Origin of the sequence: Niveispirillum sp. BGYR6 (genome assembly GCF_027568365.1) — a bacterium.
In the GTDB taxonomy this organism is placed as follows: Bacteria; Pseudomonadota; Alphaproteobacteria; order Azospirillales; family Azospirillaceae; genus Niveispirillum.
This window is the reverse complement of record NZ_JANLNL010000003.1, coordinates 319133-343802: the sequence shown is the minus strand read 5'-3', so window position 1 is coordinate 343802 and position 24670 is coordinate 319133. Positions and strand designations below refer to the sequence as shown.

Here is a 24670-nt window from a genome sequence, read left to right as displayed (position 1 = left end):
CCCTCCTCTCTCCCCCACCCCGACCGGGATGCATCATCGTGATGAAACTGCGTTACAGCCAGACCTCCCCCTATGTCCGCAAGGTATTGATGGTGGCGCATGAAACCGGGCTGGCCGACCGTATTGAGCTATGCCCCGTCAATGTCTGGGGGCCGGACAATCCCATCGTGCGGGAAAATCCGCTGGCCAAGATCCCGACCCTGCTGACCGAAGATGGCATGGTGCTGTTCGACAGCCCGGTCATCGCCGAATATCTGGACAGCCTGCATGGGGGCCGCAAGCTGCTGCCGCCGGGGGCGGGGAAGGATCGCTGGATCGCCCTGCGTCAACAGGCGCTGGGTGATGGCATCTGTGATGCCGCCGTGCTGCGCCGCATGGAATCGCTGCGGCCGGAATCGCTGCGCTCCGCCGACTGGGACAGCCGCCAGCGCGCCGCCATGGTCCGCGCCTTTGACCGGCTGGAGGAGGAGGCGGGCGACCTGCCGCCCCCCGATGCCCCCACCATTGGCGGGCTGGCCGTGCTGTCGGCCATGGCCTATCTGGATTTCCGTTTCGGCCATGAACCCTGGCGCCCCGGCCACCCGACATTGGCCCGCTGGTTTGAGGCGGCGACCAGGCGGCCCAGCTTCCTGGCCACCGAGCCCCCGACGGAGTGAACATGGACCAGACGCTAAGCGCCCAACAGATCATCGACCGGCTGGGGATGCGTCCCCACCCGGAAGGCGGCCATTATGTGGAAACCTGGCGCCACCAGCCGCCCGATGGCGGGCGGGGCGCCCATACCGCCATCTATTTCCTGCTGGCGGCGGGGGATTATTCCCACTGGCACCGGGTGAAGGATGCGGATGAGGTCTGGCATTATTATGCTGGGGCGCCCTTGGTGCTGACCATCTCCCCCAACGGGCATGATGCGGCAGCCTATCATCTGGGCAGCGACCTGCTGGCCGGCCAGCGCCCGCAGATTGTGGTGCCGGCCAACCAATGGCAAACGGCGGTCAGCCTGGGCGCCTGGACCCTGGTGGGCTGCACCGTGGCCCCGGCCTTTGAGTTCAGCCAGTTCGAACTGGCCCCGCCGGACTGGCGGCCAACACCGCGCCATCCGGTGGGGTGACAGCAAGCCCCGGTGGGTTCTTCCCACCGGGGAAGGGTTTAAGCCCTTAATCGTACCGCAATTCCCCCGCCTTGCCCCGGAACACCCGATAGGCGAACACGGTGTAGCCCAGAATGACCGGCAGCACGACGCAGGCCCCGATGAAGATCACCATCAGGCTTTCCGGGGCCGCTGCTGCCTCCCATACCGTCAGCTTCTCCGGCACCACGAACGGATAGAAACTATAGGCCAGCCCGTGGAAGCCCAGGGTGAAGATGCCGATGGCCCCGGCGAACGGCACCCAGCACCAGCGATCATCCGCCGCCGGCAGGTGGCGCAGGGCCAGCCAGACAGCGACGAACAGCCCCACCGCCACCAGCGGAATGGGCGCCAACAGGAAGAATTGCGGCAGGTCGAACCATTTGGCGGCGATGCGGTCGCTGACCAGCGGGGTGACGACGGAGATGGCCACCATGCCCAGCGCTGCCAACCACAACAGGCTGCGGCAACGCGCCGCCGCCTTGGCCTGCAACGCGCCATCGGTTTTCAGCACCAGCCAGGCGGCCCCGATGAAGCCATAGGCTGCCGTCAGGCAAACCCCCGTCAACAGACCAAAGGCCATGGCGGCCCAGCCGGTCTGCAGCCCCAGAATATAGACACCCAGCATATAGCCCTGTGACAAGGCGGCCAGCAGCGACCCGGCGACAAAGGCCCGGTTCCACCAGACCCGGTGCACCCCATCCGTTTTGGCGCGGAATTCAAAGCTGACACCGCGCATGATCAAGCCCAGCAGCAGGGCCAATACCGGCAGGTACAGCGCGCTGAGGATCATGCCATGGGCCAGCGGAAAGGCCACCAGCAGCAGCCCCACCGCCAGCACCAGCCAGGTTTCATTGGCATCCCAGAAAGGGCCGATGCTGGCAATCATCCGGTCGCGTTCGGCATCATCGGCATCGGCCATCAGGATGCCCACCCCCAGATCGTACCCATCCAGGATGACATAGGCCAGGATGGCGATCCCCATCAGGGCGGCAAAGGCGATGGGCAACCAGTGGGCCGCATTGGCCATGATCAGGTCCGTCATGTCTCCACTCCCCTCCCGGCTCAACCGGCGGCCTGCGGCAGGGCCGGGCCGTTCAGCCCCGCCTGCTTGCCAGCCTTCACGGCCTTGCCGGCCAGCTTGAAAATCACGGTGATGTAGGCAACCAGCAGCCCGGCATAGAGCGCCAGATAAAGCGCCAGCGACAGGCCGATGGCGCTGGCGGGTACCGGCCCCACCGCATCGGCGGCGCGCAGCACGCCGGTCACCAGCCAGGGCTGGCGCCCGATCTCCGTCACATACCAGCCGGCCAGCGTGGCCACCCAGCCGGAAAAGGTCATGGCCACCAGGGCACGCGCCAGCCAGACAGAGGGCTGCCCGCGCCGCCGCAGCATCCAGACCCCCGCCCAGGAAACGGCCAGCATGGCCATGCCGGTGCCGACCATGATGCGGAAGGAGAAGAAGACCGGGGCCACCGGCGGGTGCTTGCCCTCAAAATCATTCAGCCCCTGGATCACGCCGGCCGGATCATGCCGCAGGATCAGGCTGGCAGCGGACGGGATACCCAGTTCGAAATGGTTGGTGCGCGCCTTTTCATCCGGCAATGCAAACAGCAGCAGCGGCACATGGCCCCCCGTCTCCCAATGGCCTTCCATGGCGGCCACCTTGGCCGGCTGATGTTCCAGCGTGTTCAGCCCGTGCATGTCGCCGGCCAGGATCTGCAGGGGGATCAAAGCGGCGGCGGCATAGACACCGGTGCGCAATGCCGCCAGCACGGCGGGCGCCCGGTCGCCCTTCAGCCAGCGCCAGGCCGACACGCCCGCCACCAGGAACGTCGCCGTCAGACCGGAGGCCAACAGCATATGCACCAGCCGATAGGGCATGGAGGGGTTGAAGACGATCGCCAGCCAGTCGGTGGCATGGGCCACACCATCGCGCATCTCATACCCGACCGGGGTATGCATCCAGCTATTCAGCGCGATGATCCAGAAGGCGGATACGGTGGTGCCAAAGGCGACCAGGAATGTGGCCGTGGTGTGCAGCCAGTTGGGCACCCGGCGAAAGCCGAACAGCATCACGGCGATGAAGGTCGCCTCCATGAAGAAGGCCGTCAGCACCTCATAGGCCAGCAGCGGACCGGCAATATTGCCCACTGTTTTCATGAAGCCCGGCCAGTTGGTGCCGAACTGGAAGCTCATGGTGATGCCGGACACCACCCCCAGGGCGAAGGTGAGTGCAAAGACCTTCACCCACTGGAAATAGGCATCCATCCATTTCTGATCGCCGGTGGCGTTGAAGCGCAGCTTGAAGAACAGCAGCACCCAGCCCAGCGCGATCGTGACGGTGGGAAACAGGATGTGGAAGGAGATATTGGCCGCGAACTGGAGTCGGGCCAGGATCAGGGCGTCCATGGTTCAGCCCTCCTTTTCCGCAGATGCCTTCGAACGGCCGCCCGGCAGGGCGAACAGCCGGTCCTTCACCTCCAGGATTTTCTGCACCTTGGCGCCCAGGCTGAGCAGTTGGATCAGCCGATCCGTTTCCAGCCGGCGCACATCGTCGTACCAGCCGCACAGCATCTCGATCATCTCGTACATCTCGCGCATCTTGTCCTGCGCGTGCTGTTCATCGGCCATGGCGGGGTTTTGCATCAGCAGTTCGCGCAAGACCGACAAGGTGGGGTCCACCTCCCGCTTCTTGCGCTCTTCCACCAGGGTGCGGACGATCTGCCAGATATCGCCCAGTGTGGTGAAATAATCCTTGCGGTCGTCCGGCTTGTGCATCAGCCGGACGAGGTTCCAGGATTGCAACTCCTTCAACCCCATGGAAACGTTGGAGCGTGACATGCCCAGCCTGTCCACCATGTCATCGGCGCAGAGCGGTTCCGGGGAGACATAGAGCAGGGCATAGATCTGCCCCACCGTGCGGTTGATGCCCCATCGGCTGCCCATCTCCCCGAAATGCAGCACAAAGGCCTGGATGACTGGCGGCAGGTTCATGATTTCCTCAACTTTCAGAAATTTCTGAAATATGTGGAGGAAGAATGGTTCGGCGGAAATGCGCCCGGTTGCCGCAGTGCGGGATGATATATCGGGCGGCCCTTCGTTGCGGCACGCTTGGCGGGCAAGCCATGATCGGGCTAAAAGACAGGTTGTACCCAAGCCCCGCAGCAAAGGCCGCCCCGCCCGATGAACCCGTCCCTGGCCGATATCCTGTCTTCCCTGGCCGGCGCCCGTGTCGCCATCATCGGTGATGTAATGCTGGACCGGTTCATTTATGGCGATATCGCGCGGATTTCCCCCGAAGCCCCGGTGCCGGTGCTGAAATATGACCATGCACGGGAAATGCTGGGCGGGGCCGGCAATGTGGCGGCCAACGCCCGCTCATTGGGCGCTGATGTGGTGCTGATCGGGCTGGTGGGGGAGGACGCGGCGGGTGCCACGGTGCGCCGGCTGGCCGGGCCGGCGGCCCGGCTGCTGGCGCGGGCAGATGGGCCGACCACGGTGAAAACCCGCATGATCGCCCGCCAGCAGCAGATGTTGCGCCTGGATGAGGAAAAGGTGGGACCGGCGACAGCGGCGGAGGCGGCCGGCCTGCTGGCAGCCCTGGACGCCGCCCTTCCGGATAGCGATGTGATTTTGTTATCCGATTATGCCAAGGGCGTGCTGGCCGGCGACCTGCCGCAACAGATCATCGCCACCGCAAAAGGGGCCGGCAAACGGGTGATCGTCGATCCCAAGGGGCGGGATTTTGCCCGCTATCGCGGGGCCGATCTGGTCACCCCCAATCTGAATGAGCTGCGGCTGGCCAGCGGTGCCGACTGTGAAGACGATACCGGCGTGGTGGATGCCGCCCGCAACCTTCTGACGCGGCACGCACTCGGCGCCCTCATCGTCACCCGCAGCGAACAGGGCATGTCGGTGGTGACTGCCGATGCAGCCGTGCATCTGCCCACCATGGCGCGGGAGGTGTTCGACGTTTCCGGGGCCGGTGACACGGTGGTGGCCATGCTGGCCTGTGCCCTGGCCCGTGGTGCATCGCTGCCTGATGCGGCACGGTTGGCCAATGCGGCGGCAGGCATTGTGGTGGGCAAGCTGGGCACGGCCCAGGTGACACCGGGGGAGGTGGCGCTGACCCTGCGCCAGCAGGATGCCGGCGATATCGACGCCAAGATCGCCACCCAGGACGAAGCATCCGCCATCGCCGCCCAGTGGCGCGAACGCGGCCTGCGCGTCGGCTTCACCAATGGCTGTTTCGATCTGCTGCATCCTGGCCATCTGTCGCTGCTGCGCCAGGCGCGGGCGGCCTGTGACCGGCTGATCGTCGGCATGAATGATGATGCCTCAGTTCGCCGGCTGAAGGGGGAAAGCCGCCCGATCCAGCACCAGGATGCCCGCGCCGCCGTGCTGGCCAGCCTGCAACTGGTCGATCTGGTGGTTCCCTTCACGCAGGACACGCCATTGGAGCTGATCCAGCTGGTGCGGCCGGATGTGCTGGTAAAGGGGGCGGATTACCGCATTGATCAGGTGGTGGGGGCCGATTTCGTGCAGGGGCTGGGCGGGCGGGTGCTGCTGGCCAACCTGAAGGAAGGTTTCAGCACCACCCGCACCGTGGCCCGCATCACCGGCCAGTGATGCCTCAGAACTCCACCCCGACGCGGATGCCGACTTCCCGCGGGGGGCCATAGAACTGGTTGCTGGAGGAAGAGGCCATGCCGGAGACATAGGATTTGTCGGTCAGGTTGGTGGCATAAAGTTCCACCCGCCAGCTATCCCGGTTCAGCGTGATGCGCCCAGACAGCAGACCATAGGCCGACAGGCGGTCAGAGATCGGTGAATAGCCGATATAGCTGTAGCGCGAACCGAGATAGGCATAGTTCAGGCGCGGCACCAGGGTGGTCCGCTCATCCAGCTTGAACGTATATTGCGCGCCGATATTGCCGCTCCAGCGCGGGGAATAGAGGTTGGGGCCCGCCTTGGTCACAGCCTGGAAGGGTGTGTAATTGAAGCAGACCGGCGGGGCAGAGGGGGCACCCGGCGGGCATTGTGCGCCCAGCGTGCCGGGCGGCAAGGGCCGTGTATTGACATAGCCGACCCCGCCTTTGAGTTCGGAATCGACAAAGGAAAGCCCGCCATCGAACTTGAAATCACCGAACTGCCCCTCCAGCTGGGCTTCGAACCCCTTGATGGTGGCGTCGGTGATGTTCTGGATACCGGCCTGGCCCGTGGCCGTATTCAGGATATCGAACTGGAAGTTCGAATAATCATTATAGAAGGCGGCCAGCTGGGTGCGGATATGCCCGGCAAACAGGGTGGACTTCCAGCCCGCCTCATAATCCCACACGGTTTCCGGGCTGAAGGTCGATTCCGTCGAATTGAAGCCGCCGGGCTTATAGCCACGGGCGGCGAAGACATAGAGCAGATTATCGTCATCCAGGTAGAAATTCACATTGGCCTTGCCGGTATAGACCGTCTCCTTATAGGAGCCCGACAGGTCGGTCACCGGCAGGCCGCCGGGCGGGAAGCCGGGGATGCCGGCACCGATGACGACATCGCCCTTGCCATCCGTCTTATAGTGGGAATAGCGCCCACCCAGTTGCAGCTCCACCTTCTCGGTCAGGTGATAATTGCCCTGGGCGAACAGGCCGGTGGTGGTGCGCTTGTTCTGCGGCGTAATATGGGTGGGAAAGCCGCCCGCTGTCTCATGGATGCGCACATCAATATCGTTGCGCTGGAAATACCCGCCGAGGATCCAGTTGAACCGATCCTCTTCTGGGGAGATCAGGTTCAGTTCCTGGCTATATTGCTTTTCATTGGCGTAATAGTCCCAGACGATTTCGCCACCGAGACGGGCCGGTGCCTGCGAACCGTCAATATCATCCAGGCTGTTGATGGTCTTGCTCTGATAGCCGGAAACCGAACGCAGCAGGATATCGTTGGCGAAGGTCTTTTTCAGTTCCAGGCTGGTGATGAAGGCCCGCTCGCGGTGAGAGGTCGGGGTATCAAAGCTCAAACTCTCCCGATCACGCGGCGCATAGGAGGCGAAATAGGTGCCGGGGATGGGCTGATAGGCATAGCCGCCCGTCTGCATATCGTTGAACTGCACCTTCAGCAGGGCCTGGAAACCGTCGGTCTGGTGCAGCAACCCGACGCGCCCGCCCTTTTCATCCAGCTTGCCAGCCTTGTTATGGAAGGGGCCGGTATCCTTGTAATAGCTGTCATGGCCGCGCATGAAGCCGGCAACACGCAGCGCCATGGTGTCGCTGATCGGCGCGCCGGTGGCCGCCTCCACGGCATAATTATTGTCGGTGCCATAGGAGGCGGTGGCATAGCCGTTCTGGCTGCCCAGTTCCGGGCTGCGGGAGGTAAGGAAGATGGCGCCACCGGTGGAGTTCGACCCGACCAGCGTGCCCTGGGGCCCGCGCAGCACCTCCACCCCCGCCAGATCGTAGAAGCTGTTGAACTGCACGATGGGGGGCTGGAAAAGCCCGTCGACATAAGTGGCCACGCCGGCCGTGGCATTGGGGGAATTGCTGGCCAGCCCAATGCCACGAATATTCACTGACTGGGTCTGCCCGGCATTGGTGATGGACAAGGAAGGCGAGGCGCTTTGCAGATCGGCCATCTGCACAACGGCCTTGGCCTCCAGTTGCGCGGGGTCCAGCGCCGTAATGGCGATGGCCACCTTTTGCAGGTTCTCCGACCGCCGCTGGGCGGTCACCACAATTTCTTCCAGCGCGAACGCTTCCGGTTCGGTGCTGGCCGGTGCCGCCGTTTGGGCCAGCGCAGCGGTATTGATGGCCGTCGTGGCCAGCAAACCCAGAACAAGAACCTTTCCATTAATACGTTTCATGGTCCCGTACTCCCTGTCTTCTTGATTTTATCTTGATTTATTGGGGCTTTCCGCCCCTTGGGGGCGCTCCTTTCTGGAGCAGCCCCCGCTTGACACAACCCTCCCGCTCAGCGCGGCTTCCAGGCCGACACCGCCTCCAGGAAGGCGCTGGTTTCCTCATGCGGGCCCATATCGTCATTGGGGAAGTAGCTGAGCTTCACCACAACAGTGCGGGTCGCCCGGTCGACGAAGATATACTGGCCCTGCAGCCCGATGGCCTGGAAGGCATGATCATTGGGAATCCACCATTGATAGCCATAGCCCGGCCCCGGCCCGCCGGTGGCCTTGGTGGATTCGCGCACCCATTCGGGGGAGACGATCTGATGGCCGTTCGCCTGCCCGTCCTGCAGCATCATCTGGCCGATACGGGCGAAATCCCGCGCCGTGGCGTTGAAGCCGGCCCCGTTGAACTCGCGCCCCACGCCGGGCTCGCCATCCATGATGAAGAATCCGTCGCGCTCCGCCCCCAGCGGCTCCCACAGGCGCTGGGCGGCATAGGCGGCAACGGTGCTGCCGCCGCTGACCCGTTCCAGCAGCCAGCCCAGCACGGCCGTATCCAGGGTCTTATAGGCCCAGACCTCACCCGGCTTGTGCTGGCGCTTGATGGTGCGCGCCGCGTCGGCAAAGCGGACGACATTGCGCACCAGCGCCTGTTCATGGTTGCGGGCGGCCGCCCCCGGATTGGCGAAATCGTAGCGTTCCTCGTACTCCACGCCGGAACGCATCTGCAGAACCTGCCGGACGGTGACGCCATCATAGCCGCCGCCCTTCAGCTCGGGCAGATAGGTGGTGATGCGGTCATCCAGCGACTTGATGCGCCCTTCCTGCACCGCACAGCCGATCAGGATCGCCGTGATGGATTTGGTCACCGACCAGGCCATGAAGCGCGTCTGCTGATTGGTATTGTTGCGGTAGATTTCAGAGACGATGCGCCCATCCTTCATCACCAGCAACGCGTTGGTGTAGGTGCGGTCCAGGAACTGTTCCGCCGTATATTGCTGGCCCTTGTAGGAATAGCTGAGATCCAGCGGATGGTCCGCCTTGGGCAGCTCCCAGACCGCACCCGACCGCGCCACCGTGCGGGTGGTGAACAGCTGGTCCATGGAATGGAAGGTCAGAGCGTTGACATCCGCATCATTCATCTTGCGCCGCAGATCCTGCACCGGGCCCGGCACGGTGGAGGGCGGCAGCGACGGGTCCGGGGCCGGTGCGGGATAGGCCAGGGCTAGGTAAGGCACACAGGCGACTGCCAGCGCCACGGCACCCCGACGCAGAATTCGACCAGCTCTCATAACTCCCCCTTGATTGGCGGCAACAGGTTTGACGGAAGGCAGGGGCCGGCGCTGCCAGCGCGCCGGCCCCTGCTTCGGTACCTGTATTGTTGGGGACGTTACGGATCGGTCGCGGCTCCCATATGGGATACTATCGCGATGATATTCGGGAAAATCGGTGGCGGCCGTTCTGAATGGCCACCCACCCATCTATTGCATCATGCTGACCGCCAGGGAGGTGCAGACGCGCCGCACCAGTTCGGCCTGACGGGGACAGCCAGTCTTGGCCAGGGCGCGCTTCAACTGGATGCGGGCAGTTCCCTCTGTAATGCCGCGCTGCTGGGCATAATCACGCAGTGACAGCCCATCGCAGAGCCCGACCGTCAGCCGCGCCTCCGCCGTCGACATGCCGAACAGGGCCGCCACCGCAGCAGGGGAAATATTCATCGGGCGGCCCGGTTCGCGCAGTACCAGGGCCACAGTGCGCGATGTTTCCCGCCCCCACAGCATCGGGCCAGCTTGCAGGCCGGTGGCCATGACCTGCACCCCCCCTTCCCCGTCCATCCGGCCCAGGGTCAATTGCGTGGATTGCACCGGCCCACCGGCCCCGGCCTGCGACAGCAGGGTCCGCAACGACCCGGCATCGGCCGGCTGCACCGCCCGGATATACCCCCCCATCTCCCGAACGGCCGGGGAGCGGTGCAGGATGGTGCGGGCGGGATTGTTCATCCAGATGATCCGGCCGCCCGTGTCACACAGCACAAGGGCAGCCCCCAGCACCTCCCCCGCCTCTGCCAGCAGATCGGCCTGCAGGCGGGTGGATTGCAACTGATCCCCCAGATCAATCGCCTGCCGCAGATGCGGCAGCAATTGCATGGTCAGGTCTTCTTCAGCTCGCCCGAAGGGCTGATCCATCATGACCGATCGGTGCAGCACCAGAACCAGGAAGCGACCGGGCGACAGTTCCGTGAGGCCACAGAGATTGCAGCCCAACTGCAACATCTGCCGCCGCTGCTTAAGCTCCAGCAGCTCCGGCGATCCGGGCGGGAACACATCCTCATCCCGCGTCACCACCGGCTGGCGGGCAACCCTTTCACTGGGGCAAATGCGCAGACGGGGATTATCGCCATTATTCAGCACCCTGTCATGTTCCTGCCGATGCGCGTGGGAATAGGAATCCCGCACATCCCATACCGGGGTGAAGCGCCCGCCCCTGTAATCCAGTACCTGGATCACAGCGCTGCGCACCGACATGAAATCACAAACCTGATCCAGCACCGTGCTCCAGCGATCTGGCGCTGACGGGCACGCATAGATATTCAGCAACATCTCCTGCATATCACCCTCCCCTGTACTTTGTTTTCTTTATCGGGCAGCGTTTTTGATGCCCGTGCCGATGGTCGGCCCGTCCCAGGAGGGTGATCAGGACATTATCGCCCTTTACCGGCCAAGGTCGCCATGGCGGCATAACAGTACTGTATCATAATAATTCAGTACTGGGAGGGCTTCTTCAGAAGGGTGGGAGGCTGCGACTTCTTTCACAAGGAGGCTGGGCTGGGGCGGCCTTGCCGTCGGCCGCCCCGCCCCCTTGGGCTCAAACAGCCTGTTTCAGCCAAGCGGCCAGATCGGCGCGCGGCACGCTGGCCTGTTCGCCGGACACCATGTCCTTCACCAGCACCTCGCCCTTGGCCTTTTCATCCGTGCCCATGATGATGGCATAGCGGATGCCGGCCTTGTCGGCATAGGCGAACTGCTTCTTGGGCTTGGCCGGTTCCAGCTGGATTTCGGTATTGATGCCGGCGGCGCGCAATTCCGCCCCGATGGCCAGATAGTCGGGCAGCAGATCAGCATCAAACTGCGTCACAAGGGCCTGCACGGTGGACGGACCATCGGCCACAATGCCCGCCTGTTCCAACGCATAGAACAGGCGCGTCAGCCCGATGGAGATGCCCACGCCCGGCAGCTTGGACTTGGTGTAAAGCCCGGCCAGATTCTCATACCGCCCGCCGGAACAGACGGAGCCAAAGCCGGGATGATCGGTCAGGAACGTCTCGTACACCGTACCGGTATAGTAATCCAGGCCACGGGCGATGGCGAGATTGACACGCCAATGCGTCTCCGGCACGCCGAACGCCGTCAGCGCGCCGATCACCTGGCGCAGTTCGTCAACCCCTTCCAGGAAGGTGGCATTATCCAGCCCCAGCCGGTCCAGATGGGCCAGCGTATCCGCCGCCGGGCCGGAGAAGCCGATCATGTCCAGCACGCGGGCAGCATTATCCGCCGACAAGCCGATCCCGTCGCCCTGCAGCAGGGCCAGCACCTCGTCCCGCGACAGCTTGTCCAGCTTGTCCACCTGCCGCAGTACCAGCACGCGTACGCCGGGATCGGTGATGCCCAGCGCCTCGAACATGCCCAGCAGGATCTTGCGGTTGTTGAAATTGATCTGGAACGGCCCCACCGCCAGTTCGGTGAACACGGTATAGATCACCGCCGGCATTTCCGCATCATAGACAACCGACAGGCTGTCCTTGCCGATCACATCGATATCGCACTGATAAAATTCCCGATACCGGCCCTTCTGTGCCCGCTCGCCGCGATAGACGCGCTGCATCTGATAGCGGCGGAAGGGGAAAGCCAGTTCCCGCTCATGCTGGGCGACATAGCGGGCGGTTGGCACCGTCAGGTCAAAGCGCAGCGCCAGATCAGGCTTGTGCCCCTGTTCGATGGCGCCGGTGGACTGCACGAAATAGACCTGCTTTTCCGTCTCCCCGCCGGATTTGGACAGCAGCACATCCGCCACTTCGAACACCGGGGTTTCCAGCGGCAGAAAGCCGAACCGCTCATAGGTGCGGCGGATGGTGTCCAGCATCCGCTGGAAGGTGATCTGCCGGCGCGGCAGCAGTTCCATCGTGCCGGGCGGGGTGCGGGGGGTGATCAGGGCCATCGGAACAATCCAGCAATAAGGAAAAGCGCCTGGGGTTTTAGCCGCTGTCACGCCCCACCACCAACATTGTTATGGCTGGGGAGCCGTTCAGCCGGAACAAGCCGGCTTACCGCAGGGGCAGATGGATGGCCGACCCCGGCCCCAGCGGCAGATCCAGGATCACCCAGCCGGAGAACAGGGCGACGGCGGCAAAGCCCATCCACAGCGCCAGCGGCAGCATGGTGGCGATCAGCGAACCGATGCCAAATCCTGGCACATAGCGCTGGCACATGATCAGGATCAGCGGGAAATAGGGCAGCAGCGGCGTGATCGGGTTGGTGAAACTGTCCCCCACCCGATAGGCGGCCTGTGTGGCTTCCGGGCTGACGCCCACCAGCATCAGCATGGGCACCAGCACCGGCCCCAGAATGGCCCATTTGGCCGACGCACTGCCGATCAGAATATTGATCAGGGCCGACACCAGGATCAGCGCCAGCATCAGCGGCAGCCCGACAATGCCGGCGGATTTCAGCATCTCCGCCCCTTCGATGGCCAGGATCACCCCCAGATTCGACCAGCCGAACAGGGCGATGAAGACCGCACAGCAGAAGGCCAGCACGATATAGCCGCCCATATCGGCCATGGATTGGCCCATCATCCGCACCACATCCTTGTCATTACGGATGATGCGGGCGCCGATGCCATAGGCGATGCCGATGATCAGGAAGACGGCGAACAGCATCGCCACCAGCCCCTTCAGGAACGGTTCAACCGTACCCTTGGCATCACGGAAGATGGCCCCTTCCGGCAGCACGGCGGCCAGCATGGCCAGGACACACAGCAGCAGCGCCCCGCCGGCAAAGCGCAGGCCCCGCCTTTCCGCCGCCTGTTGTGCCTCTGTCACCGTTTCCACCGTCACCACATGGCCGGCGGGAACGGGGGCGGTGGCCAGCAGGCGCGGTTCCACCAACCGATCCAGCACGATGGTGCCGACGATGCTGAACAGCGGCACAAAGGCCATCATCAGGTACCAATTGGCGGTCACCGGCACCTCATAGGCGGGATCGACCAGCCGGGCCGCCGCCTGGGTGATGCCGGCCAGCAGCGGGTCCAGCCCGGTGATCAGCAGGTTGGAGGAGAAGCCCGCCGCCACACCGGCAAAGGCCGCGGCGATGCCGGCAACCGGATGCCGCCCGACGCTGTGGAACATCAGCCCGGCCAGCGGGATCAGCACCACATAGCCGGCATCGGTGGCCAGACTGGATTGCACGCCGGCGAAAATCACCGTGAAGGTCAGCAGGCTTTTCGGCATGGCCCGCACCAGCGCCCCCAGCGACGCCCCGATCAGCCCTGTCTTCTCTGCCACACCCACGCCCATCATCACCAGCAGCACCATGGCCAGCGGCGGGAAGCTGGCGAAAATGGTCGGCATGTCGGTGAACAGGCGACGGATATTCTCCGCCGACAGCAGGCTGACCGCCGCCACCTCCTTGCCCGTCGCCGGATGGAGGGCCGACACACCCATGCCGGCCAGTGCGGCCGACAGGGCAATCAGGATGATGATGGCGATCAGGAACAGGCTGGCCGGGTCAGGCAGGCGGTTGCCCACCCGTTCGATCGCGCCCAGAATGCCGCCCGAGGATTGCCCGATAGGTTGGTTTGCCATACTGCCTTCCTTGTCCGTTTTTCGGGGCCGGTCTTGCCGCCGGCACCATCGCTTCAGTGCTAACCGCAGAGCTGGGTTGCGGCAAGCGGGAAGCAGCCTTGCAGCCCCTGATCCGTGTTTGCGTGCCGCCCGGCGCGGGGGCATTCTCCGCCGCAAAGCAGGAGAGACAGATGCAGGACTTCCTTTCCATCCATCCCGAGGTCGCCCAGGCGTTGAAGCAGGGCCGGGCCGTGGTGGCACTGGAATCGACCGTGATCAGCCATGGCCTACCCTATCCGGCCAATGTGGAGACTGCCCGCGCCATCGAGGCGGCGGTCAGGGCTGAAGGGGCGATCCCCGCCACCATCGCCGTGCTGGACGGTCGCATCCGCGTCGGCCTGGATGATGAGGATCTGGAACGGCTGGCCCAGCCGGGCGTGCGCAAGGTCAGCCGGCGGGATCTGCCGCTGGCCCTGGCCCAGCAGGCCGATGGCGCCACCACCGTGGCCTCCACCATGATTGCCGCCCATCTGGCCGGCATTGCCGTGTTTGCAACCGGCGGCATTGGCGGCGTGCATCGCGGCATGGAAACCACGCTGGATATCTCCGCCGATCTGGAAGAACTGGCCGGCACCGACGTGGCCGTGATCTGCGCCGGGGCCAAGGCCATTCTGGACCTGCCGCGCACGCTGGAATATTTGGAAACCAAGGGCGTGCCGGTGATCGGCTATGGCACCGACCGGTTCCCCGCCTTCTACACCGCCAGCCTGCCGCTGCCGGTGGATGGGCGCTGCGACACGCCGGACGAGGTGGCGCGCGTGCTGCGTGCCAAATGGCTGCTGGGTCTGGGCGGCGGCGTGGTGGTGGGCGTGCCGATCCCCGATGCTGCCGCCCTGGATGCCGAAGCGGTGGAAGCCGCCATTCAGCGCGCCGTGGCTGAGGCGGACGCCCAGGGCGTGCGCGGCAAGGCACTGACGCCGTTCCTGCTGAAGCGGATGGAGGAACTGACCGACGGTGCCAGCCTGACCGCCAACCGCGCCCTGTTGTTGAACAATGCCGCCGTGGGCGCCCGCATCGCCGTGGCCTATGCCAAGCAGAAAGGCGAACTGACCCTGCCCAAGAAGGTACAGACGGCCAAGCGCCCGCCGGGTTACTGAGCCATTGGCACGACCGGCGGGAAGGGAAGACGCTCCCGTCCCGCCGGCATAATTTCCTTTCAATCCGGCCAGCGGCGATGTTGCCACATCCACTGGCCGGGGTCTTCACGCACCCAGTCGCCCAGCAGATCGTTAAGCTGGTGCATCACCACGGCCGCATCTGCCCGCATGTCGCCACTGCGGGCAAAACGCAGCGGCGGCAACGCCTCCACCCGGAATCGCGCCGGCCCCAGCCGGATCACCCGCAGCGGCACCGCCGGAATGTCATAGCGCAGGGCCAGTTCGGCCAGCAGCGTGCCCGTCATCGCGTCCCGCCCCAGGAAGGGCACGGGAATGCCTTCGTTCAGTTTCTGGTCGATCAGCAGGCCGATATGGTTGCCGGCGCGCACGGCATCCACCAGACCGCGCGCCGCCTCCTTGCCCTTGGGCACCATATGCCCGCCCAGCGCGGCACGGGCGCGGGCCAGCATCTTGGCGACATAGGGATTGTTGGGCCGGCGGAACACATAGGTCAGGTCCAGCCCGAAGCGGGATGCAGTGATGCCGCACATTTCCCAGTTGGCAAAGTGACCGGTGAAGACGATGCCGGCCCGCCCATCATCGGCCAGCGCCTGCAAATGCTCCGCCCCCACCAGATCGACATGATCGGCATAATGGGCGGCGATATGATCCAGATGCACATATTCGCCGAAGGTGCGGCCCAGATTGTCCCAGGCCTGCCGCACCACCTTTTCCACCGCCGGCCCGTCCAGTGCCGGCAGGGCACGGGCAACGGCACGCCGCATCCGCGCCGAGGAGGGCAGCAGCGGCCCCAGCCTACGCATGATGAAGCCGCCGGTATTGGACGCCGCCACCGGCCCCAGCAGCCGCATGGATTTGATGAAGATCCAGGCCAGCACCGCTTCCAGCCGATAGAGCACCAAGCGGTTGAGTTTTCGCCGCAATTGGCTATGCGTCGCCATTGCCTACCCCGATCACAGCATCCAACAGACGATCCAGCGCCGCCGCATCGCCCAGCGCCACCTGCACCGGCAGGATTTCCACCTGCGCCCGCAGCGCTGGCGGCAGCCGCATGGCATCCTTTTCCGTCGTCACCGGCAGCGCGTCCAGCGCTGCCGCCCGGCGCAGCAGCGCCGACAGCTCGTCCGCCATGTAAGGGTGATGGTCAGGAAAAGGAAGGGTGGCGACCGGCATGGCGCCGATGCAGCGCAGCGTATCGAAGAATTTTTCCGGGCGGCCGATGCCGGCAAAACCCAGCACCCGCCGCCCGGCCAGCCGGCTGACCGCCACCGCATCGGGCACCAGCGCGGCGGTCAATAAAGGCAGCCCGGCAACACCCGCCGCCGCCCGCACCGCCCCCGCCGCCGGCCCTTCCTGGCCCATCAGCAGCACGGCCTGGGCGCGGGCCAGCCCGGCCGTGACCGGCTCCCGCAGGGGGCCGGCGGGGATCACCCTTCCATTGCCGAATCCGGCCCCGGCATCGGCGACGATCAGGGAAAAATCCTTGGCCAGGGCTGGATTCTGGAAACCATCATCCATGATGATGGCCTGCACCCCGGCATCGAGCATCGCCCTTGCCGCCGCCACCCGGTCCCGGCCAATCCAGGCCGGGATATGCCGCGACAGCAAAAGCGGCTCATCCCCCACATCGGCAGCCGTGTGGCGATCCGGGTCAACGCGCAGCGGCCCCGTGAGCCGCCCGCCATGCCCGCGTGACAGGGCAGCGGCATCCAAGCCGCGCGCGCGCAGCCGTTCCACCAGATACCGCACCAGCGGGGTCTTGCCGGCCCCGCCGGCCACCAGATTGCCGACGCAGATCACCGGCACACCCGCCTTGACCGGCACACCCTGTCGCAGCCGCCGGGCCGTCACGCCCGCCCACAGGCAGGCCAGCGGCGCCAGGGCGGCAGCCGCCAGCCCTGGTGGGCGATACCAGAATCCCGGCGCCTTCATCGGCCGATCCCGGCTTGCCGCAGCAGCGGGGTCAGGGCTTCCATCACCCGGTCGATGGCCGTTGCATTGGCCTCTGCCACAGCGCGGGCAGCATCGGCCAGGGTCTGGCGCGCAGACCCATCCTCAAGCAAGGCTGCCACAGCCGGCGCCAGCTCGTCCGGTCCCGCCAGACGCCGCGCCCCGCCGGCCCGTTCCAGCGTCGCCGCGATTTCCGCGAAATTATGCATATGCGGGCCATAGAGCACGGCACTGCCCAGCAGCGCCGGTTCAATCGGGTTATGCCCGCCCACCGGCACAAAGGAACCACCAACCACACTGACCGGACAGAGCCGGAACACCAGCCCCAATTCCCCCAGCGTATCGATCAGAAACACATCCGTATCCGGCCCCGGCCGTTCCCCCCGCGACCGTCGCGCCACGCGCAGGTTGGTCGCCGCCAGCAGATCGGCCACCGCATCGCCGCGCGGCGGATGGCGCGGCACCAGCACCAGCAGGGCCTTCGGATGGCTGGCGCGCAAGCGCAGCTGGGCGGCAATGGCCGCTTCCTCCTCCCCCGCATGGCTGGAGGCAAAGCACCAGGGTTGCCGCCCCACCAGCCGCTCGGCCAGCAGGGCCTGTTCCCCCGCATCGGCCGGCAGCGGAGCAGCGGAGTATTTCAGATTGCCCAGCGCCCGCACATCGCCGATGCCCAGGATGCTGAGATAATCCGCCTCCACCTGCGTCTGCGCCAGGGCCAGCTGAAATACCGACAGCAGGCGCCGCGCCGCTGCCGGGGCGCGGCGCCAGTTGCGAAAGCTGCGGACACTCAGCCGCGCATTGACCAAAGCACAGGGAATCGCGCGCCGGCGGATGCCGGCCAGCAGGTTGGGCCAGAATTCAGACTCGATCCACAACACCAGATCGGGGCGCCAATGGTCCAGAAACCCATCCACCGCCACCGGCAGATCGACCGGCACATATTGGTGGAAGGCGCGCGGCCCTGGCAGCCGCTTGGCCATCAGGTCGGCCGAGGTAACCGTACCCGTCGTCACCAGCACATGGCAGGCCGGATCAACCGCCAGCAGCCGTTCCACCAGCGGCAGCACCGCCAGCGATTCCCCCACGCTGGCGGCATGAACCCAGACCAGCGGCCCCATTGGCCGTGCCCGTCCGGGCCGGCCCAGCCTTTCGCCCCGGCGGGCTGTATCTTCCTTGCCCCGCAGCGCCCGCCGGTCCAACAGCCGCCGCACGGCCGGGCCGGCCAGATGGGTCAGGGCGCGATAAATCAGCTCAAGCATGGAACAGGGAACTTCTCCGGGGCCAGGGGCCTGCCTGTGTAGCATGGGCGATGCCGCCGCCGCCATGCCGGCCATCCGGGGAGGGTGCGACCCAAACTTGTCACGGGCTCTGGCGCTTTCCGCCGCCCGGCCGCCGCAATCCCGCCCAGATGCCGGGTCAGCCTGTACCCATCCCCCAGGCAGTGGATCGGATAGGAACGACAATGAAAAACACGCTTTCCCTCGCCGCAGTGGCGGCCACAATGATGGCCCTGGCCCCGATGGGCGAAGCCTTTGCCGGCGACGATCACCGTCGCGGCGGCCGCCACCATGACCATCACCATCATCATTATTATGACCGCGACGGGTATCGCGGCCGGCCGCAGCATCACCATCACCACCATTACGATCGGCCGCCCCCGCCGCCCGTGGTCTATCACTATTACGCGCCGCCGCCGCGCCCGCCCGCCACGGTGATCTATCGGGACATTTATCGGGATTACCCGACCGGCAATTCCTTCAACCTGAAAGTCCATATCGACGGACGTCGCTAGAGCGGATCGCGGAAAAGCGGAATCGCTTTGGAGCGTGAATCCGCTCGCTGAATAAGGAATTAGAGCCGGGTGCGTTTCCGTTTAAACGCACCCGGCTCTAAAACCACCAGAAAGACTTGACGCGGGGGCCCGTCGGCACGACCTTATAGGTCTTGCTGGCGGGGCCTGTTCCCCGTCTCGACAGGCTATGGAGTTTGCCATGAACGTCGTTCCAGCCCATGGGCTGCGCGCCACCGCGCGCCGTGCCGCCGGAATTGCCACCCTGCTGGTCCTGGTTTCCACCCCCGTTCTGGCGGAGGAAGCGGCACCGAAGGTGAATGGCTTCAAACCCATTGAACGGTCGATGACGCCGGGTGAGCGCGCCGCCGCCCAATCCTATGCGCGTCCGGGCAGCAATCCGGGCGGTTCCACCCTGGGCATTACCGGCGACAGCGACAGCCAGGAGCGCAACGGCGTCCAGTTTTATATGAGTGGTGGCAGCCGGGCCGGCTGGGGCAATGTCAATTCCATGGGCTCCCGCCGTTCCAATGAACTGCTGGGTGACGGTGTTACCGTCTATAATGCGGAGCCGTTTTATTCCAACAATCGCGGCTATTATAGCCCCTATAGTGGTTACCGCCCGCCGCCGCCGACCATTCAATATAACCAGTCCTTCCTGCGGCACATGTATGGCGGCAATATTGCCGGTGTGCCGTCGGTTTCCGCACCGATGGAATTCTGGGACGGCCGCCGTTAAGACGGCTGCCCGCCTAATGCTAAAGGCCCGCCCTGTTCAGAAAACAGCGGCGGGCTTTTTTGTACACAACCGCAGCACATAACAGGAATACTGCATCAGTCCCGCCTGTACTGCACAGCAACTATTCTGCTGGCGATCATCTGCTGTGATATGGATCAAGGACATTCGGACGCTGCCGGGATGAAGTGGCGCAAATCCACTTCGCAGGAGCAGCAGAGATGTCGGAAACTGCCGACCATTTCCATATCCATCTTCCCCCCTCCGACCAGTTGCGCCAGCGCACGCAGGAGGCGCGGGCCCGGGTCCGTCAGGCGCGTCACCATGTGGAAAATGCGGAAACCCGCCGCGCCGCGCTGGAGGCGGAGCGCAAGCGCCGGCTGGCCCCGACTGAAATCCGCCAGCGCCTGACCGGGCTGGAAGAGGTGGTGGAGCGCGGCGAATATCAGCTGCTGCTTGAGCGTTTCCCCAGCGATATCTGCGTCGATCGCGGCCGTGCCATCAACAATAATGAGGATTCATGGCCGGCGACACTGGCCGGTGTCGCCCTGCAGCTTTACCTGTTCTGGCAGACCGAACTGCGCGATCTCGGCTATGGCATCACTGCCCGCATCCTGGATTTTCCCGATGGCATCCCCGGCGATGCCGGCCTGTTCCTCACCTGGCAGTGAAAGCGGTATCGACCGGGCGGGCGGTTGCGCCTACTATGGGTGCCGAATTCCCTGGCCGGGTATAATCCGGCAGGATTCAAGCAGTTTATCCACCCGCCGTGACCGGTTTGGCCGGCGGGTGATTCGGGTCCGCCGCCGCCAGAGGAAGATTTGAGGATCGCGCCGTTCGCTTTCTGTCTGCTGTCACTGGCCGTGGCCAGTGCCGCCCCCGCGCAGAACAAACCGGACGAGGCGCAGAAGCAGCTGCAGGAGGTGCAGCGCGACCTGAAGCAGGCCGACAGCCGCAAAAGCGCCCTGGATGCCAAGGCCGAAGCGCTGGAGAAGGAGCTGGCCGACCTGCGCGCCCGGTCGATTGAGGCCGCCGAACAGCAGCGCACCCAGGCTGATGAGCTGGCGCGGCTGGAGGCGGCATTGGCCGATCTGGGCCAGCAGGAACAGGAACGGCTGGCCAAGATCGAAGCGGACAGGGCCGCCCTGGCCGATCTGCTGGGCGCCTTGCAACGCCTGTCCCGCCTGCCACCGGAAGCGCTGATCGCCCGGCCGCAACCGCCCGGCGACACGGTGAAGACGGCCCTGCTGCTGCGCAGCGCCGTGCCGGAACTGAAGGCGCGCGCCGATGCGCTGGCCAACCAGTTGACCGACCTGTCCAGCCTGCGCGCCAAGCTGGCCGCCCAACGGGCCAAGACGGAAAAGGCAACCGCCAGCCTGGCCGTGCGCCAGAAGGATCTGGCCAATCTGGTGGCGCGGCGGGAAGAAATCTCCCGCGCCACCGATGCCGAGCGCGAACAATTGACCGGCACGGTCACCGCGCTGGCCGGCCGGGCCAGCGACCTGAAAGACCTGATCGAGAAGCTGGAGGCGGAGCGCAAGGCCGCATTGGCCCGCCAGCGCGCCGAAGAGGCTGCCCGCCGTCAGGCGGCGGAGGCCGAGCGCGAACGCCGCGCCAAGGAGAAGGTGGCCACCCTGAAACGCGCCCCCACCCCGCCGCAATTAGGGGGTATGGTGGCACCGGTCGGTGGAACGGTTGTTGTCCGCTATGGGGAGGCGGACGAGGTGGGGGCGGTCAGCCGTGGCCTGACCTATCGCGGCCGCGCCAGCGGCCCGGTGGTGGCCCCGGCCGATGGCTCCGTGATGTTCGCTGGTCACTTCAAGGGCTATGGCCTGCTCTTGATCCTGGAACATCCCAACGGATATCATTCGCTGTTGGCCGGGATGGGGCGGATTGACGCCAAGCTCGGCCAGCGTGTGCTGGGCGGGGAACCGGTGGGTCTTTTGTCGGGGGATGGGGCCCCGACGCTTTATTTCGAACTGCGGCGTGGTGGTCAGCCAGTCAACCCCACACGCGGCCTTTCAGGCTCCGACGGCAAAGGGCATGGTTGATGATGAAGAAGCTTCTCTCCTCGGCCGCGCTGGCGGCCCTTCTGGCCTTCTCTCCGGTGGCACTGGCGCCCCACGCCGCCACCGCGCGGGAGCCGCTGAAGTCGGAGACCTATAAGCAGCTTGACCTGTTCGCCGATGTGTTCGAACGGGTACGCTCCGAATATGTGGAGGAGGTCTCCGACGAGGATCTGATCTCCGCCGCCATCAACGGGATGCTCACCTCGCTGGACCCGCATTCCAGCTATCTGGACAAGAAAAGCTTTGCCGACATGCGGGTGCAGACCAAGGGCGAGTTTGGCGGCCTTGGGATTGAGGTGACGCAGGAAAACGGCGTCGTCAAGGTCATCTCCCCCATGGATGACACGCCCGCCGCCAAGGCCGGTGTGCAGGCGGGTGACTACATCACCCATCTGAATGATGAATCCATCATGGGTATGGGCCTGAACGAGGCGGTGGAGAAGATGCGCGGCCCGGTGGGCAGCAGCCTGAAGGTCACCATCCGCCGGGGTGACCTGTCCCAGCCGATCAACCTCACCCTGGTGCGGGCCAGCATCAAGGTGCAGTCGGTCCGCTTCCGGGTGGAAGATAATGTCGGCTATGTCCGCATTTCCAGCTTCAATGAACAGACCCAGCCGGGGCTGGACAAGGCCATCGCCAGCATCAAGACTCAGTTGGGCGACAAGCTGATCGGCTATGTGCTGGACCTGCGCAACAATCCCGGCGGCCTGCTGGATCAGGCGGTGTCGGTCTCTGACACTTTCCTGGAAAAGGGACGGGAGATTGTCTCCACCCGGGGCCGGGGTGGCAAGGAAGGCGACCGTTATGTCGCCAAGCCGGGCGATGCCGCCAACGGCCTGCCCCTGGTGGTGCTGATCAATGGCGGTTCGGCCTCGGCCTCGGAAATCGTTGCCGGTGCCCTGCAGGACCATAAGCGGGCCATCATCCTGGGCACGCAGAGCTTTGGTAAGGGCTCGGTGCAGACCATCATCCCGTTGCAGGGCAACCAGAGCGCCATGCGCCTGACCACGGCGCGTTATTACACGCCGTCCGGCCGCTCCATCCAGCAATTGGGCATCACCCCGGATATCGAGGTGCAACCCGCCAAGGTGGAAGAGCTGGCCCAGGCCGGCCGTCGTCGTGAAGCGGACCTGCCCAAGGCCTTGCGCAACACCGACCCGGCCGCCCAGCAGCGCCAGGCCAATCCGCAGGGTACGCCGACCACGCCGCCGGCGGCCCCCGCCCCCGGTAATAATGACAGCGCGCCGCAGGTACAGGCCCCAGTCCCGCCGCCGGCAGCCAATGGCGCACCCCCGCCCGCCCCCGCAGCCGCCAACGCCAATGGCCAGCCGGAAGCAGCACCGGTTGATTACCAGTTGCTGCGCGCCATCGATCTGTTGCGCGGTGTTTCCATGTTCAACCATGCCAAGCAGGCGGCGGCCACCCCCGCCGCTTCCAACGCCAACTGATCGCTTCCTCCTTGTCCTTTCCCGTCCCGCTGAAACGAAACCGCTGAACCGTGGCCCTCTCCCTTCTCAGAAAGAAGCCCAGTTCGGGCACCGAAAAGGCGAAGGACGACAGCGCAGCCGTGCTGGCGGCCCGTTTCGGCGTGGACAGGAAGGGTGGGAAGAAAGACAAGGCCAAGGCTGATCCCTTCATCAACCTGGATGCAGCATCCGATGGCGACAGCTTGCCCGCCCCCAAAAGGCGCGGCAAGGCTGGGGCAGCGGCGAAGGGGGATCGGGCACCGGCATCCAAGCCGCTGATCGCCGCCGGGGCGGTGGCGGGGGTTTTTCTGCTGGGGCTGGCCGGCACGGCCGTCTGGCTGGCGGTAACGGCGCATGACACGGCCGACCGGCTGACCGCGTCGCGCCAGGTGGGACCGAAACTGGCCGTGCTGCTGCCTGACGGAACCCCCCGTTTCCCCGACGCCCCGGCGGCGGAGGCCCCCCCCAAGGCAGAGGAAGCCCCGCTGGACCCGGTGGATATGCCGGTGACGTTACAACCATCGCGCAACGACCTGCTGCTGGAACGGCTGCGCGTGGGGCTGGTGCCCAAGGTGGCGGCGGACGGCACCGCCCCATGGCAGCATTATGCCCGCCCCTTCCCGCAGGATGACAAGCGCCCGCGCATCGCCATTGTGGTGACGGGCATGGGCCAGTCCGCCGCCGCCACCCAGACGGCCATCGCCCGTCTGCCCGGTGCCGTCAGCTTCGCCTTCGCCCCCACCACCCCACAGCCCCAACCCCTGGTGGATGCGGCGCGGGAAAAGGGGCATGAGGTGCTGCTGGCCGTACCGATGCAGCCCCAGGGCTATCCCGCCAGCGACCCCGGTGCCAACACGCTGCTGACCAGCCTGTCGGACGAGGAAAATGTGAAGCGGCTGGAGGCGACGCTGGCCGCCTTCACCGGCTATGTCGGCCTGACCAGCCGCACCGACAGCGGCACCGCCTTCCTGACCCAGCGGGACAATCTGCGCGCCGTGCTGCAACAGGTGCAGCGGCGCGGGCTGGTCTATCTGGACCTCTGGCAGGTGCAGGGCAGCAAGGTGGCCCCGCTGGCCAAGGAACTCTCCCTGCCCCGCGCCTTCAGCGATTTGCAGATCGACCGGATGCCATCGGCCATCGGCATTGATGAACAACTGGCCCAGTTGGAACGGCTGGCCCAGGCCAATGGTGTGGCCGTGGGCTTTGCGGAGGCGCAGAACCCGGTGGTGATCGACCGGCTGGCGCTCTGGGCCGGCACCTTGCGCGACCGGGGCATCGTGCTGGCCCCGGTGACGGCGGTGGTGAACCGGCAGGCGGATCGGTGAGCAAGAAAGGGGGATTTCCGTTCTCAGACACCCGTATCACTTGCCTCTGATAAAGCGCATTATCGCTAAAAGAAGAAACAAAAAGATCGAGATAAATATAAGTGAAAAAACAAAAACAACCAAGAACTCATAATCCGCGACCAACTCACAGCAACCAGCCCCATAATCAACAATTAAATTTACGATAAAGTTCGGCATTATGAAAAAAAGCTCAGGGTAGCGCACCCAGAAAAATGACATCAGCAGCGCCCCTACCATAACACCCAAAATCATGAGAATTTTCCTGGCCCAGAAATTCAT

Annotated in this window: 22 protein-coding genes; 10 read left to right on the top strand and 12 right to left on the bottom strand. The window is 64.9% G+C overall.

What is annotated here, in order from left to right; genetic code table 11:
- The first annotated feature begins 41 nt into the window (after positions 1-41).
- Positions 42-656 (top strand): glutathione S-transferase N-terminal domain-containing protein, encoded by a 615-nt coding sequence (locus tag PCJ49_RS09740; protein ID WP_269910884.1) that lies wholly within the window; start codon positions 42-44, stop codon positions 654-656.
- Between the two features lie 2 nt (positions 657-658).
- Positions 659-1111, top strand: coding sequence for a cupin domain-containing protein (locus tag PCJ49_RS09735; protein WP_269910760.1), 453 nt, complete (start codon positions 659-661; stop codon positions 1109-1111).
- Between the two features lie 46 nt (positions 1112-1157).
- Here PCJ49_RS09735 and PCJ49_RS09730 read toward each other — a convergent pair whose 3' ends face one another.
- From PCJ49_RS09730 to PCJ49_RS09720, 3 genes are read right to left on the bottom strand one after another with little or no spacing between them, the layout of a single operon-like run.
- Entirely contained in the window at positions 1158-2174 is a 1017-nt protein-coding gene (locus PCJ49_RS09730) for a cytochrome d ubiquinol oxidase subunit II (protein ID WP_269910759.1), read from the bottom strand.
- A 20-nt stretch (positions 2175-2194) separates the two neighbouring features.
- Entirely contained in the window at positions 2195-3541 is a 1347-nt protein-coding gene (locus PCJ49_RS09725; protein ID WP_269910758.1) for a cytochrome ubiquinol oxidase subunit I, read from the bottom strand.
- A 3-nt stretch (positions 3542-3544) separates the two neighbouring features.
- Positions 3545-4126: a GbsR/MarR family transcriptional regulator gene (locus tag PCJ49_RS09720; protein ID WP_089286511.1), complete on the bottom strand. Its 582-nt coding sequence runs from the start codon at positions 4124-4126 to the stop codon at positions 3545-3547.
- 189 nt (positions 4127-4315) lie between these two features.
- Between PCJ49_RS09720 and hldE the strand changes: the two genes are divergently transcribed.
- Complete coding sequence (hldE, locus tag PCJ49_RS09715) at positions 4316-5761, top strand: bifunctional D-glycero-beta-D-manno-heptose-7-phosphate kinase/D-glycero-beta-D-manno-heptose 1-phosphate adenylyltransferase HldE (protein ID WP_269910757.1); 1446 nt, start codon at positions 4316-4318, stop codon at positions 5759-5761.
- A gap of 4 nt (positions 5762-5765) precedes the next feature.
- Here the strand turns inward: hldE and PCJ49_RS09710 are convergent, their stop codons facing one another.
- From PCJ49_RS09710 to PCJ49_RS09690, 5 genes are all read right to left on the bottom strand, one after another.
- Positions 5766-7979, bottom strand: coding sequence for a TonB-dependent receptor (locus PCJ49_RS09710; RefSeq protein WP_269910756.1), 2214 nt, complete (start codon positions 7977-7979; stop codon positions 5766-5768).
- 107 nt (positions 7980-8086) lie between these two features.
- Complete coding sequence (locus tag PCJ49_RS09705; protein ID WP_269910755.1) at positions 8087-9310, bottom strand: serine hydrolase; 1224 nt, start codon at positions 9308-9310, stop codon at positions 8087-8089.
- A 189-nt stretch (positions 9311-9499) separates the two neighbouring features.
- Positions 9500-10627, bottom strand: coding sequence for a hypothetical protein (locus tag PCJ49_RS09700; RefSeq protein WP_269910754.1), 1128 nt, complete (start codon positions 10625-10627; stop codon positions 9500-9502).
- A 256-nt stretch (positions 10628-10883) separates the two neighbouring features.
- Complete coding sequence (hisS, locus tag PCJ49_RS09695; protein WP_269910753.1) at positions 10884-12233, bottom strand: histidine--tRNA ligase; 1350 nt, start codon at positions 12231-12233, stop codon at positions 10884-10886.
- A gap of 106 nt (positions 12234-12339) precedes the next feature.
- Positions 12340-13878: an AbgT family transporter gene (locus tag PCJ49_RS09690; RefSeq protein WP_269910752.1), complete on the bottom strand. Its 1539-nt coding sequence runs from the start codon at positions 13876-13878 to the stop codon at positions 12340-12342.
- A gap of 170 nt (positions 13879-14048) precedes the next feature.
- Between PCJ49_RS09690 and PCJ49_RS09685 the strand changes: the two genes are divergently transcribed.
- Complete coding sequence (locus PCJ49_RS09685; RefSeq protein ID WP_269910751.1) at positions 14049-15014, top strand: pseudouridine-5'-phosphate glycosidase; 966 nt, start codon at positions 14049-14051, stop codon at positions 15012-15014.
- 59 nt (positions 15015-15073) lie between these two features.
- Here PCJ49_RS09685 and PCJ49_RS09680 read toward each other — a convergent pair whose 3' ends face one another.
- Genes PCJ49_RS09680 through PCJ49_RS09670 form a run of 3 tightly spaced genes read right to left on the bottom strand, consistent with a single transcriptional unit; the run spans position 15074 to position 18244 of the window.
- The gene (locus tag PCJ49_RS09680; protein ID WP_269910750.1) at positions 15074-15976 is read right to left on the bottom strand and encodes a lauroyl acyltransferase; all 903 of its coding nucleotides are present in this window, start codon (positions 15974-15976) and stop codon (positions 15074-15076) included.
- Positions 15963-16967, bottom strand: coding sequence for a tetraacyldisaccharide 4'-kinase (lpxK, locus tag PCJ49_RS09675; RefSeq protein ID WP_269910749.1), 1005 nt, complete (start codon positions 16965-16967; stop codon positions 15963-15965). The genes PCJ49_RS09680 and lpxK overlap by 14 nt, the downstream gene beginning before the upstream one ends.
- Positions 16964-18244, bottom strand: a complete 1281-nt coding sequence (locus tag PCJ49_RS09670; protein ID WP_269910748.1) for a 3-deoxy-D-manno-octulosonic acid transferase — start codon at positions 18242-18244, stop codon at positions 16964-16966. Before PCJ49_RS09670 ends, lpxK begins: the two co-directional genes overlap by 4 nt.
- A 203-nt stretch (positions 18245-18447) precedes the next feature.
- Here PCJ49_RS09670 and PCJ49_RS09665 point away from each other — a divergent pair, with 203 nt between their 5' ends.
- From PCJ49_RS09665 to PCJ49_RS24755, 6 genes are all read left to right on the top strand, one after another.
- Positions 18448-18777 (top strand): hypothetical protein, encoded by a 330-nt coding sequence (locus tag PCJ49_RS09665; protein ID WP_143270834.1) that lies wholly within the window; start codon positions 18448-18450, stop codon positions 18775-18777.
- Positions 18778-18976: 199 nt separating this feature from the next.
- The gene (locus tag PCJ49_RS09660; protein WP_269910747.1) at positions 18977-19513 is read left to right on the top strand and encodes a hypothetical protein; all 537 of its coding nucleotides are present in this window, start codon (positions 18977-18979) and stop codon (positions 19511-19513) included.
- Positions 19514-19731: 218 nt separating this feature from the next.
- The gene (locus PCJ49_RS09655; RefSeq protein ID WP_269910746.1) at positions 19732-20181 is read left to right on the top strand and encodes a hypothetical protein; all 450 of its coding nucleotides are present in this window, start codon (positions 19732-19734) and stop codon (positions 20179-20181) included.
- 150 nt (positions 20182-20331) lie between these two features.
- Complete coding sequence (locus PCJ49_RS09650; RefSeq protein WP_269910745.1) at positions 20332-21561, top strand: peptidoglycan DD-metalloendopeptidase family protein; 1230 nt, start codon at positions 20332-20334, stop codon at positions 21559-21561.
- Positions 21562-21563: 2 nt separating this feature from the next.
- Positions 21564-23027 carry a S41 family peptidase gene (locus PCJ49_RS09645; RefSeq protein ID WP_269910883.1) on the top strand — a complete coding sequence of 488 codons (1464 nt, stop codon included), beginning with the start codon at positions 21564-21566 and terminating at the stop codon, positions 23025-23027.
- 50 nt (positions 23028-23077) lie between these two features.
- Complete coding sequence (locus tag PCJ49_RS24755; RefSeq protein WP_269910744.1) at positions 23078-24370, top strand: divergent polysaccharide deacetylase family protein; 1293 nt, start codon at positions 23078-23080, stop codon at positions 24368-24370.
- Positions 24371-24406: 36 nt separating this feature from the next.
- Here the strand turns inward: PCJ49_RS24755 and PCJ49_RS09635 are convergent, their stop codons facing one another.
- The gene (locus PCJ49_RS09635; RefSeq protein ID WP_269910743.1) at positions 24407-24670 is read right to left on the bottom strand and encodes a hypothetical protein; all 264 of its coding nucleotides are present in this window, start codon (positions 24668-24670) and stop codon (positions 24407-24409) included.

Excerpts from the sequence above, each read along its gene's own strand:
- PCJ49_RS09725 (WP_269910758.1), bottom strand. The coding sequence starts at position 3,541 with ATGGACGCCCTGATCCTGGCCCGACTCCAGTTCGCGGCCAATATCTCC.
- PCJ49_RS09655 (WP_269910746.1), top strand. The coding sequence starts at position 19,732 with ATGTCGGAAACTGCCGACCATTTCCATATCCATCTTCCCCCCTCCGAC.
- PCJ49_RS09685 (WP_269910751.1), top strand. The coding sequence starts at position 14,049 with ATGCAGGACTTCCTTTCCATCCATCCCGAGGTCGCCCAGGCGTTGAAG.
- lpxK (WP_269910749.1), bottom strand. The coding sequence starts at position 16,967 with ATGAAGGCGCCGGGATTCTGGTATCGCCCACCAGGGCTGGCGGCTGCC.
- PCJ49_RS09690 (WP_269910752.1), bottom strand. The coding sequence starts at position 13,878 with ATGGCAAACCAACCTATCGGGCAATCCTCGGGCGGCATTCTGGGCGCG.
- PCJ49_RS09730 (WP_269910759.1), bottom strand. The coding sequence starts at position 2,174 with ATGACGGACCTGATCATGGCCAATGCGGCCCACTGGTTGCCCATCGCC.
- hisS (WP_269910753.1), bottom strand. The coding sequence starts at position 12,233 with ATGGCCCTGATCACCCCCCGCACCCCGCCCGGCACGATGGAACTGCTG.
- PCJ49_RS09710 (WP_269910756.1), bottom strand. The coding sequence starts at position 7,979 with ATGAAACGTATTAATGGAAAGGTTCTTGTTCTGGGTTTGCTGGCCACG.
- PCJ49_RS09720 (WP_089286511.1), bottom strand. The coding sequence starts at position 4,126 with ATGAACCTGCCGCCAGTCATCCAGGCCTTTGTGCTGCATTTCGGGGAG.
- PCJ49_RS09660 (WP_269910747.1), top strand. The coding sequence starts at position 18,977 with ATGAACGTCGTTCCAGCCCATGGGCTGCGCGCCACCGCGCGCCGTGCC.
- PCJ49_RS09705 (WP_269910755.1), bottom strand. The coding sequence starts at position 9,310 with ATGAGAGCTGGTCGAATTCTGCGTCGGGGTGCCGTGGCGCTGGCAGTC.
- PCJ49_RS09740 (WP_269910884.1), top strand. The coding sequence starts at position 42 with ATGAAACTGCGTTACAGCCAGACCTCCCCCTATGTCCGCAAGGTATTG.
- PCJ49_RS09670 (WP_269910748.1), bottom strand. The coding sequence starts at position 18,244 with ATGCTTGAGCTGATTTATCGCGCCCTGACCCATCTGGCCGGCCCGGCC.
- PCJ49_RS09735 (WP_269910760.1), top strand. The coding sequence starts at position 659 with ATGGACCAGACGCTAAGCGCCCAACAGATCATCGACCGGCTGGGGATG.
- PCJ49_RS09700 (WP_269910754.1), bottom strand. The coding sequence starts at position 10,627 with ATGCAGGAGATGTTGCTGAATATCTATGCGTGCCCGTCAGCGCCAGAT.
- hldE (WP_269910757.1), top strand. The coding sequence starts at position 4,316 with ATGAACCCGTCCCTGGCCGATATCCTGTCTTCCCTGGCCGGCGCCCGT.
- PCJ49_RS09665 (WP_143270834.1), top strand. The coding sequence starts at position 18,448 with ATGAAAAACACGCTTTCCCTCGCCGCAGTGGCGGCCACAATGATGGCC.
- PCJ49_RS09645 (WP_269910883.1), top strand. The coding sequence starts at position 21,564 with ATGAAGAAGCTTCTCTCCTCGGCCGCGCTGGCGGCCCTTCTGGCCTTC.
- PCJ49_RS09680 (WP_269910750.1), bottom strand. The coding sequence starts at position 15,976 with ATGGCGACGCATAGCCAATTGCGGCGAAAACTCAACCGCTTGGTGCTC.
- PCJ49_RS09635 (WP_269910743.1), bottom strand. The coding sequence starts at position 24,670 with ATGAATTTCTGGGCCAGGAAAATTCTCATGATTTTGGGTGTTATGGTA.